The 10,348-nt window shown below is 40.3% G+C and carries 9 protein-coding genes and 3 tRNA genes; 7 read left to right on the top strand and 5 right to left on the bottom strand.

Translation table 11 applies throughout. The features are described from left to right. Positions 1-97: 97 nt before the first annotated feature. Together ISP07_RS19485 and ISP07_RS19480 are read right to left on the bottom strand one after the other, a co-directional pair. Positions 98-182, bottom strand: a tRNA-Tyr gene (locus ISP07_RS19485). Positions 183-231: 49 nt separating this feature from the next. Continuing rightward, positions 232-316 (bottom strand) — tRNA-Tyr (locus ISP07_RS19480). A gap of 112 nt (positions 317-428) precedes the next feature. Here ISP07_RS19480 and ISP07_RS19475 point away from each other — a divergent pair. Beyond that, positions 429-944, top strand: a complete 516-nt coding sequence (locus ISP07_RS19475; protein ID WP_209328622.1) for a VC2046/SO_2500 family protein — start codon at positions 429-431, stop codon at positions 942-944. 135 nt (positions 945-1,079) lie between these two features. Further along, positions 1,080-1,379, top strand: coding sequence for a DUF6172 family protein (locus ISP07_RS19470; RefSeq protein WP_054553650.1), 300 nt, complete (start codon positions 1,080-1,082; stop codon positions 1,377-1,379). A 73-nt stretch (positions 1,380-1,452) separates the two neighbouring features. Here ISP07_RS19470 and ISP07_RS19465 read toward each other — a convergent pair whose 3' ends face one another. The 3 genes from ISP07_RS19465 to ISP07_RS19455 form a co-directional block, all read right to left on the bottom strand. Then, on the bottom strand, positions 1,453-1,893 hold the full coding sequence (locus tag ISP07_RS19465) for a hypothetical protein (protein ID WP_138618601.1): 441 nt from the start codon (positions 1,891-1,893) through the stop codon (positions 1,453-1,455). A 154-nt stretch (positions 1,894-2,047) separates the two neighbouring features. Then, positions 2,048-3,016, bottom strand: coding sequence for a cysteine synthase A (gene cysK / locus ISP07_RS19460; RefSeq protein ID WP_054553648.1), 969 nt, complete (start codon positions 3,014-3,016; stop codon positions 2,048-2,050). A 240-nt stretch (positions 3,017-3,256) separates the two neighbouring features. Beyond that, complete coding sequence (locus tag ISP07_RS19455) at positions 3,257-5,590, bottom strand: carbohydrate binding family 9 domain-containing protein (RefSeq protein ID WP_209328621.1); 2,334 nt, start codon at positions 5,588-5,590, stop codon at positions 3,257-3,259. A 215-nt stretch (positions 5,591-5,805) separates the two neighbouring features. Here ISP07_RS19455 and ISP07_RS19450 point away from each other — a divergent pair, with 215 nt between their 5' ends. From ISP07_RS19450 to ISP07_RS19430, 5 genes are all read left to right on the top strand, one after another. Continuing rightward, positions 5,806-6,957, top strand: a complete 1,152-nt coding sequence (locus tag ISP07_RS19450; protein WP_054553767.1) for a dicarboxylate/amino acid:cation symporter — start codon at positions 5,806-5,808, stop codon at positions 6,955-6,957. 107 nt (positions 6,958-7,064) lie between these two features. Continuing rightward, complete coding sequence (uvrY, locus tag ISP07_RS19445) at positions 7,065-7,715, top strand: UvrY/SirA/GacA family response regulator transcription factor (RefSeq protein ID WP_054553647.1); 651 nt, start codon at positions 7,065-7,067, stop codon at positions 7,713-7,715. Positions 7,716-7,723: 8 nt separating this feature from the next. Next, positions 7,724-9,547, top strand: a complete 1,824-nt coding sequence (gene uvrC, locus ISP07_RS19440) for an excinuclease ABC subunit UvrC (protein ID WP_209328620.1) — start codon at positions 7,724-7,726, stop codon at positions 9,545-9,547. A gap of 42 nt (positions 9,548-9,589) precedes the next feature. Beyond that, entirely contained in the window at positions 9,590-10,135 is a 546-nt protein-coding gene (gene pgsA, locus ISP07_RS19435) for a CDP-diacylglycerol--glycerol-3-phosphate 3-phosphatidyltransferase (protein WP_054564017.1), read from the top strand. Between the two features lie 139 nt (positions 10,136-10,274). Next, a tRNA-Gly gene (locus ISP07_RS19430) sits at positions 10,275-10,347 on the top strand. Position 10,348 lies beyond the last annotated feature (1 nt).

Here is a 10,348-nt window from a genome sequence, read left to right as displayed (position 1 = left end):
TTAAAGCTAGAAAGAGTAAAGCTAGAAAGAGTAAAGCTAGAAAGAGTAAAGCTAGAAAGAGTAAAGCTAGAAAGAGTAAAGCTAGAAAGAGTAAGAGTGGTGGAGGGAGCTGGATTCGAACCAGCGAAGGCTGAGCCGTCAGATTTACAGTCTGATCCCTTTGGCCGCTCGGGAACCCCTCCACACAAATTTTTACTATTGCATTTGGCCCCACTTCACTGAGAAGAAAAGTGGTGGAGGGAGCTGGATTCGAACCAGCGAAGGCTGAGCCGTCAGATTTACAGTCTGATCCCTTTGGCCGCTCGGGAACCCCTCCAATGCAACGGCGCTGATAATAGCAAACTGATTATTTAAGTAAAGAAAAAAACTAAAGAAAAATGCATAAATGCCGATAACTGGTTAATCAAGAAACTATTTGGCTAAAGACTATGCAAATTGATGGTTTGTTGCTCACAGAGAGTCAACTAGATAATCGTCTAAATAAAAGTGTTCACGAGCACCGCTCTGGAGAGTTTGCTTTATTACTCGCAATGCTTTCTCATGATGCGCTCGATTTTAGCCAGTTCCACCTACCAAAAACTGAATTAAGCAATCCTGAAGTATCTGAGTCTGCTCTGCGTACTGAATTAGGTGCTGGTCCTACACAACCATTAGCTCCCGAACAGTTTGATATGCTAATTGGGCAAGAAAATGCATTTAGACTATTGCAAGGTGGTTTATCAGATATAAAATTACGTCATTGCTTAAATCCAGAGCCTTTGACTGTTCGTGATGATAAGCAACATGTGCCGCTAGAAGTGATTGATAACTGTGAGCCAGCAGTTAGAAAACGCTTTTATGAAAAAAACAAACCCGTTGAGCGCCCACAAATCGACGCTGCCGCATTTTATGATAGTCTTACTAATGAGGCGATACATCAACCTCTGCATTTGGCGACAGCCTAGCATTCGAGGCTTAATCGAATTGTCATAGACTATGAATAAACTTAATAAAAAGTACAGCTAAATTAAGATGCGCTTGTTATAATAGCAGTCTATGGCTTAATGCCATTGTCATTGAACCAAGTTACTAGGACTATAATGAAGAAAACATTCACGCTAAACCACGAGAAAATTAAATACCCTCGTATGGTTGATGCAGCCAAGCACGAAGTAAAAAAATACTTGAAACGTGAGCGTAATAAAACACTCCCAGCAGGTGCCGACTATTGGGCGTTTGACTGTAAGTTTGGTGAATCAGCGGATGAGGCCAATGTCGTTCACGTGGCAGAGATTAATAAATGTATTAGCGATATTGAAGCAAAAGAGCTTACATCGTTTTATGTTGAAATCTTAGCGCGTCCTGCACAGCGTCAACATCAAGAGTTTGACGAAGAGTAATACGAATATCAGTTCGCAGTAATACTCTAAAACAAAAAAGGGCCATCAGGCCCTTTTTAGTTTTAGTAATCAATTATCGCGCAAACGGATCGGCATTTATTTTTTCTATGTACCAATTGCCTTTTTTACGCATCATTTTCACACTGCGCATATCATCAATTTTCTTACCATTAAAATAACCCGTAAAAATCAAATTGATGTTGGCTTTATCGCCATACTGTTCGCGCAAGCTCATGTTAGTCATATCGACTTCAATCACCACTTCATCGTATTGCATATTGACTAAGTTGCGAGCGAACTGCCCAGCGGTACCATAAGATTTCATAATTCGCGCCATTTTCGGCGTGGCGTATTCCATCGCTTTATTTAAATCGTTTTGGTTATACAAAGCATCAAAATAGAGGGTCGCTACGTTACCAGGGGTGTTTTTTTCACCTTTTGGTGCATCTTCAGAGCCGCAACCAGAAAGAATGCTGCTACTTAAAAGGATAAAAATTAAAAGTATATTTTTCATTGTTGTAGTTTTTCGAGTGAACTTAAAATAAAGTGTGTGACTAAATGAGCATGATGTAAAGTTAACTCGGTAAAATTAATAGTTTTATTTATTTAGGATAATAAAAAAGGATGCATGTTTGCATCCTTTTTAAAAACTAAGAGATTCTTGGTGATTACTGAACAAGCTCTTTATCGCTGAACTCTTCAGCAAATAATGGGCTTGATAAGTAACGCTCAGTTGCACTTGGTAAAATTACCACAATGTTTTTGTCTGCGTTTTCAGGTTTTTCAGCAAGGCGCTTTGCAGCAACTACTGCGGCACCTGAAGAAATACCCACTAAAATGCCTTCGTTTTTCATCAGTTCATGAGCCATGGCAATGGCATCTTCATTTGATACTTGCTCTGCAGCATCTACAACTTCTAAATCAAGGTTGCCAGGGATAAAGCCTGCACCGATACCTTGGATTTTATGAGGGCCCGGTTTAATTTCTTCACCAGCTAAAGTTTGGCTAATAACTGGCGAGTTAGTTGGTTCAACAGCAACCGATTGTACATTTAAGCCTTTCTCTAGTTTAAGGTAACGGCTAACACCTGTAATAGTACCACCAGTACCAACACCTGCTACGAAAATGTCGATTTTTCCGTCCATTGCTTCAAAGATTTCAGGACCTGTTGTTTCAAAGTGAATTTTTGGGTTAGCTGGGTTTTCGAACTGTTGTAAAAGAATGTACTTTTCAGGCTCACTTGCTTGAATTTCTTTTGCTTTTTGAATTGCGCCATTCATGCCTTTAGCGCCATCAGTTAAAACTAGGTTAGCACCTAACGCTTTTAATAATTTACGACGCTCAAGGCTCATTGTGTTAGGCATAGTTAGAGTTAGTTTGTAGCCACGAGAAGCCGCTACAAATGCTAGTGCAATACCTGTGTTGCCTGAAGTCGGCTCGATTAACTCTTTGTCTTTAGTTAAGACACCTGACTTTTCTGCTTCCCAGATCATTGAAGCACCAATACGGCATTTAACACTGAAGCTTGGGTTACGTGATTCTACTTTAGCAAAAACATTACCTGATGTTACGCGGTTAAGCTTTACAATTGGTGTATTACCAATCGTTAATGAATTATCTTCAAAAATGTTAGACATACTGTTCCCTTGGAAGCAATTTATTCAATCGTGATCAATGAGCTTAGGCTATTGATCTGTAATAGTCACACTTTACTGTGGTGAATAAAAAACGAAAGTAAAGTTTGGCTATAACATATAGCGAATAGGCTTAGATACCCAAACCATCTCAAGGTGCGAGTTTCAGTTGGAATTAATATAGTTTAGGAACAAGCAAACAAAGTAAGGGGAGGGCGCACCAAAAGGTGCGCTAATAGGGTCTTAAAGCAACCAAGCGTAGCTAAACTTGGCAAATAACGTACGCTGCTCTTTAGTCATTGATGACAGCTCATCATCTTGATAGCCATTATCAGAGTAACCAGCAAAGAATACAGTTTGCGGGTTCAGCTTGTAAGAATACAGTAGCTGAGTGGCTAACTTTTTATATTGGCTATCAACATCATCTATGTAATTAGCCTGATTGCGTTCTAAATCGGTATAAATGACTGCAAGGCGTAAAAAGCTATTCACGTTGAATTGGTAAGTTAAACGCACATCACTTAAATTGGCGGTAAATACTTCACTGCCATCGGCTTCAAGTTGCTCATAAGTATGACGTAAACGCACTTCAAAATGCTTACCAAGGTTCATATTCAGCACAGGGCGTATATGGAACTTATCACCAACGCGGTTATTAGCTAAATCAACGGCATTACCTGTGTACATATATAAAGAAGCAAATACCCCAGCGCTGGGTTTAAAGTCACTGTACAAGCCAACGCCATTTTCGCTAAACAAGCCGGTGTTGCCGTCGATATCTAAACGTGATTTGTCGTGGCGAAGGCCAGTGCGATTACGATGCTCAACAGAGACCTCAAAAAAGCTTTGTAACGGGCCGCTGACTGAAAAGCTGGTTTGTGCTTCTTTTTCGAGAAGTTCATTATTTTCGTTGTGAGTAATATCCCAATCGGCATAAAGGTTTGCGCGATTCCACCAATTACCTTTATCACCATACCAACGGTATTCACCCCCAGTCGTAAACTTCTTAAAATCAACTTGTGAGATAAAACCTAAGTCTGCTCTCAAATCGGCATCGCGATAATTATAATCGGCAAATGCGCGCCAATATTTCTCGTCATGTTGATACTTTACGTAGTAACCAGTGCCTGATTGCTGTTCTTTACTCAAAACACGCAGTACGCCTTCGTTATAGTCGCAGTCGCTATTTAATTCACAACTCACTTGCTCGGGTTGTGAGCAGTTATCACCATCACATAACTCGTCGATAAAATCTTGGCTGTATTGCGTTTGTGACTTTAATACTTGCACTAAGAACACATCGTTTACTGTTGGTTTGTATTTACTATCCAAACTATAAACTGTGTTTTTATAGTCATCACTTTGTCTGTGTGTTGCAGTTGACCCAAGTGATAAGCCTGATTCAAAATCGTATCGATAACGCAGGGCACCGTTTTCACTTTTCTCGTCTAGGGCGACAAGAGATGAACCTAAATTTCCAGGGATCAACACATTGGTTTGCGTGTCATTGGCAATGAAGCCGGCAAATGTATGACCATTTTTGCTGCCGGTGATTTTCGTGCCGTAATCTGGCTGGGCAATATTACGGGTATGAATAAGGTTAAGTGTAGAGGCAAAGTAGTCAGCGTTATCTAAAAAGAAGGCACGCTTTTCAGGGAAGAATAAACTAAAGTTATTGTTCACACTCAATTGTGCAACATCTGCTTCAACCTGAGAAAAGTCAGGATTAATCGTCGCATTTAAGGTGATATCTGGGGTGATCCCCCATTTAACATCTAGGCTGGCTTCAGTATTGTTCTGTGACTCCCAATCAGCTACTTGAGAGCCATCAATATCACGGGTCTCATTTTTGCCAAGCACCAAAGATGGAATAATCGCTACGTTATTGCCTTGCTTTGCTTGTTCAAAGCCTTGGTAACTTGGCATTTGGCAAATCCAACAATTGTTCCCGTGGTCAATCTGCATATTTGAGATACGTAACCGTTCACTGCGCGGTAAAAAGCGTAAAAACTCCATTGCCATCGTTTTAGTCGCTACGCTGTCGTCAAAATTCAATACGCGTAATGGAATGGCCACTTCAACTGTATAGCCTTTATCATGAATAACACCGACGCTATCCCAAATACCGTCCCATGATGAGCTTTCATGTTTGGTTAGTTCATTTTCTATTGAGTCTTGCTGTACGCCAAGAGGATTAATAAAAAATTGATAGGCTAATTGAGAGTTATTGTATGAATCTATTTTTAGGCCAACTAAGTCATCATCCCAGGCAGCATCACGATCACGATAAAAGGCGCGAATAAGTTCAGGGTTCGGATCTCTCGCTTCAAAGCCTACATAGAGTGTTTCGCCATCCTCATAAACAAAAGCGTAGGTGGTGACGGGGCTTTTACTGTTTTCGTAAGGCCAAGTAACGTTGCCTATGGTAATTTTTTTGGCACGTTGCCAACTTGGTTCATTAAGCTGGCCGTCGATTGTTGCCTGCTCTGCAATAAAAGGAAGGGTGACAGGTTGGCTGGTGGCCAAGCTGGTAAAAGGCACGCTCAATAGAGCGGCACTTAACATTGATTTATACATAAGCACTATACGGGTATTCAAAACTGCGAGCATGTTATTAATTTGCAACTTTGTTAACAAATGCAACGCGACAGGGCGCATATATTTACGTTCAAATTAGATTCTAACAAGCTGTGGTGGTAATTTGCGCAGTTAAACGTTAATTTGGCTGTTTTATAACAAAAGTAAACTAAAACGTGGTAAAAGATTACCACCTAAAAATTGAAGTGATCGTTATGAATTTAATTCTAAAATTAATTGCTGGTATTGTTGCCGGTATTTTAGTGGGCTTATATGTGCCACTAACAGGTGTTGAACTCCTTTACACAGTAAAAGAAATAATAGGTCAGTTGATCACCTTTACCATTCCGTTAATTATTTTATTTTTTATCGCATCAGGTATTGCTGGTTTACCAAAAGGGTCAGGCCACCTGTTAGGAAAAACAGTTGGCTTTGCATATGGTTCAACCGTTATTGCCGGCACCTTAGCATTTTTACTTGTTAGCGCTATGATCCCATTGTTTGATGGCGGTTTAACGTTTGAGGCTGAAGTTGCTACAGAAGTAGGTAGCTTTATCGATTTAGAAATTCCACCTCTAATGAGTGTCATGACAGCACTTGCTGCGGCTTTCATTTTTGGTATTGGTATGAGCCAATTACAGCTTGATACTTTAAAGAAAGTATCAGATCAGGGCCGTGATGTGATTGATGGCTTACTAGCAAAAGTAATTATTCCTGCGTTACCTTTCTACATTGCCGGTGTTTTCGCGGAAATGACAGTTGCTGGCACCGTGGTTGATACGCTACAAACCTTTGGTATTGTTTTGCTAGCTGCATTAATTATGCATTGGCTATGGCTAACTGTTTTATATGTATCTACAGGCCTTTTACTAAAGCGTAATCCATTAGAGCTTGTAAAAAATATGCTACCCGCTTATTTTACTGCTTTAGGTACAATGTCGAGTGCAGCAACAATTCCTGTTTCGCTTCGCTCAAGTAAAGCAAATAACGTAAAAGAAGATGTGGCTAACTTTACAGTACCTTTATGTGCAACTATCCATTTATCGGGCTCAACAATTACGATTGTGACATGTGCAATGGCTGTCATGTTCTTATCACCGAATATGGATGTACCATCGTTATTTGGTATGTTGCCATTTATTATGATGCTAGGCGTTGTAATGATTGCTGCGCCTGGCGCACCAGGTGGGGCAGTTATGTCGGCATTGGGTCTTTTAACAAGTATGCTTGGTTTTAATGAAGGTGCGGTTGCATTAATGATTGCACTTTATTTAGCACAAGATAGCTTTGGTACTGCCTGTAATGTAACAGGTGATGGTATCATTGCCCTATGGGTTGATCGTTTCAGCGAGAAAGCATCAGCTTAAATTTAATTAGTGAAACGATATTTTGATTTATCGTTTCACTTTTTCTGTGCTAATGTGGCACATTAAATTGTGCGAAAGCAGCTATTTGGTTATTTGAGGGTGTTCCATTGATTAATGTACTTTTAGTTGATGACCATGAACTTGTACGGACAGGGATCAGACGTATACTTGATGATGTTCGCGGTTTTAAAGTGGTGGGTGAAGCTAAAACCGGTGAAGAAGCGGTGCAATTTTGCCGTCAACATTCACCAGATATCGTGTTGATGGACATGAATATGCCAGGTATTGGCGGTTTAGAAGCGACAAAGAAAATCTGTCGTTATTGCCCAGATGTAAAAATTATTGTGCTTACTGTGCATTGTGAAGACCCATTCCCAAGTAAAGTAATGCAAATCGGTGCACACGGTTATCTAACTAAAGGTGCCGGTTCTGATGAAATGGTTAACGCCATTCGTGCAGTGAATGCAGGACAACGTTATATTGCGCCTGAAATTGCGCAGCAAATTGCGCTTGCCCAGGTAAGTGGGCGAACAGATGAAAACCCTTTCCAGAGTTTGTCCGAGCGTGAGCTGCAAATCATGCTGATGATCACTAAAGGTGAGAAAGCGCAAGACATCGCAGAGCGTTTGAACCTCAGTTCAAAAACGGTGAATAGCTATCGCTATCGTATGTTTGAAAAGCTAAATGTAGGGGGGGATGTTGAACTTACCCATTTAGCAATTCGTCATAAAATGATCGACATTGATAGCTCGCATTAATTTGCTCAATGTCTGATTTCGAACCAGCCCGTTTTTTAAAAACACTATCAAGTGAGCCCGGTGTCTACCGAATGCTTGATAGTGAAGGGCAAGTTATCTATGTCGGTAAGGCAAAAAATCTAAAAAAGCGTGTCAGTAGTTACTTCCGTAGCAATGTAACTGATAGTAAAACGCGTGTCTTAGTCAGTAATATTTGCGGTATTGAAGTCACCCTGACTAACACCGAAACCGAAGCCTTATTACTCGAAAACAATCTAATAAAAAAATATCAGCCTCGTTATAATATTTTGCTGCGAGATGATAAGTCATATCCATATATTCTGTTAACTGATCATAAGCACCCGCGACTTGCTTTTCATCGTGGTAGCCGAAAAATTAAAGGCGAATATTTTGGTCCATTCCCAAGTGCGGGAGCGGTTTCTGAAAGTTTGCGTTTAATGCAAAAAATTTTTCCGGTTCGCCAATGTGAAGATGCCTATTATCGAGCGAGAAGCCGTCCCTGTTTACAATATCAGTTAAAGCGCTGCTCAGCACCGTGTGTAAATAAAATATCCGATGAAGATTACCAACAAGAAGTTGATTTTGTCCGTAAGTTTTTGCTGGGTAAATCTCATGAAGTTATCGCCGATTTAGTCACAAAAATGGAGCAAGCAAGTAAAGAACTTAAATTTGAGCTTGCGGCCAAAGTGCGTGACCAAATCATGTTGCTTCGAAAAATGCAGGAGCAACAATCTATTTCAGGTAATCATGCCGAAATGGATGTAGTGGGTTTTGCGCATTTAAATGGTTTAAATGCGGTTCACTTATTAATGATCCGCGACCACAAAGTGCTAGGCAGTAAAACTTATTTCCCTAAAGTACCAAAAGACTCCGGTGAAGAAGAAATACTGACTTCGTTTTTAGGTCAGTATTATTTAGCACCTGGTGCAACGGGGCGCATTGCCAAAGAAATTATCTTACCGTTCAGTATTGAAGAAATTGAGCCTTTAAGTGAAGCACTTACGGCAATCTCTGAACGTAAAGTGAGTCTAAAAGTTGCTAATCGCGGTGAGCGAGCACAGTATTTAAAGCTTGCTAATAAAAATGCCCTTAATAGCATTAGTGTTAAGCAAAGTACCCAAGACTCCATTAATAAACGTTACGCACAATTAAAAGAAACATTACGCCTCGATGATATTAATCGCATGGAATGTTTTGATATCAGCCATACAATGGGTGAAAACACGGTTGCAAGTTGTGTGGTGTTTGATTCACAAGGACCTAACAATAAAGAGTATCGCCGTTTTAATGTTACCGGCATCACCGGTGGCGATGATTATGCCGCGATGGAATTTGCACTTAATAAACGTTACAACAAAGTAGTCGATGAAGAAAAAATACCCGATGTTATCTTTATCGATGGAGGTAAAGGTCAATTATCTCGTGCTGAGCAATATTTTGAAAACTGGCCGCATAATAAAATGCCATTGCTGGTGGGTGTTGCAAAAGGCACAAGTCGAAAGCCTGGGTTAGAAACGCTATTAATTGATGGCGGACGTAAAACAATTCCACTTGATTCAGATGCGCCAGCGCTGCATTTAATTCAGCATATTCGTGATGAGTCGCACCGTTTTGCTATTGCAGGGCATCGTAATAAACGACAAAAACAACGCACACAATCAGTGTTAGAAGAAATTACCGGCGTAGGACAAAAACGCCGACAAGCATTATTAAAATATTTAGGGGGCATGCAAGGGGTAAAAGCTGCTAATATAGACCAATTAAAACAAGTTCCTGGGATCAGCCCTGAAATGGCTGAAAAGATATTTAATCATTTGCATGACAAGGCTTAGCCTTCGTGCGAATATAGTAAAAAAAGACATCTCCAAGTAGTTATGTGGAATATTCCAAACACACTCACAACCTTTAGACTTTTTCTTATCCCCATTTTTTTGGTGATATTTTATTTGCCTTTCTCATGGGCATTTTTTGCAGCTGCGTTTGTTTTCTGGCTTGCGTCAATCACAGATATCCTTGATGGCTATCTAGCGCGTCGTTTAAATCAGTCAACGCCTTTTGGTGCGTTCTTAGATCCTGTCGCTGACAAAGTAATGGTGTGTGCAGCACTGGTTGCTTTATCAAGCCACTACCAAAGTTTGTATATGACTATTCCAGCATTAGTTATTATTAGCCGTGAAATTGTTATCTCTGCTTTACGCGAATGGATGGCAGAGCAGGGTAAACGTGACAACGTAGCTGTATCAAACATGGGTAAGTTTAAAACTGCAGCACAGATGCTAGCCATTATTGGTTTGATCTGGCAGTTTGATACATGGATGATCTACTTAAGTTATGGCCTTTTGTACGTCGCAACATTCTTAACGCTTAGTTCTATGTTGCAGTATTTAATAGCGGCATGGTCAGAATTGACCAAAAATTGATCCTAAACGTTTAATTACACACCGTTTTAGATAAAAAATAAGCAAACAGTTCAAAACTAGCATTTTTTATATTGACGCGTTTAATAATCTCTGTAGAATGCGTCCGTGTTGAGAGGGCATAGCCCCTAAGATAAAGAAAGCGGCACTAGCTCAGTTGGTAGAGCGCAACCTTGCCAAGGTTGAGGTCACGAGTTCGAGCCTCGTGTGCCGCTC

The sequence above is a fragment of the Pseudoalteromonas sp. PA2MD11 genome, from assembly GCF_017808125.1.
GTDB lineage: Bacteria > Pseudomonadota > Gammaproteobacteria > Enterobacterales > Alteromonadaceae > Pseudoalteromonas > Pseudoalteromonas simplex.
This window is presented reverse-complemented; position numbering and strand designations above follow the sequence as displayed.

Excerpts from the sequence above, each read along its gene's own strand:
- ISP07_RS19470 (WP_054553650.1), top strand. The coding sequence starts at position 1,080 with ATGAAGAAAACATTCACGCTAAACCACGAGAAAATTAAATACCCTCGT.
- ISP07_RS19475 (WP_209328622.1), top strand. The coding sequence starts at position 429 with ATGCAAATTGATGGTTTGTTGCTCACAGAGAGTCAACTAGATAATCGT.
- cysK (WP_054553648.1), bottom strand. The coding sequence starts at position 3,016 with ATGTCTAACATTTTTGAAGATAATTCATTAACGATTGGTAATACACCA.
- pgsA (WP_054564017.1), top strand. The coding sequence starts at position 9,590 with ATGTGGAATATTCCAAACACACTCACAACCTTTAGACTTTTTCTTATC.
- ISP07_RS19455 (WP_209328621.1), bottom strand. The coding sequence starts at position 5,590 with ATGTATAAATCAATGTTAAGTGCCGCTCTATTGAGCGTGCCTTTTACC.
- ISP07_RS19465 (WP_138618601.1), bottom strand. The coding sequence starts at position 1,893 with ATGAAAAATATACTTTTAATTTTTATCCTTTTAAGTAGCAGCATTCTT.
- ISP07_RS19450 (WP_054553767.1), top strand. The coding sequence starts at position 5,806 with ATGAATTTAATTCTAAAATTAATTGCTGGTATTGTTGCCGGTATTTTA.
- uvrC (WP_209328620.1), top strand. The coding sequence starts at position 7,724 with ATGTCTGATTTCGAACCAGCCCGTTTTTTAAAAACACTATCAAGTGAG.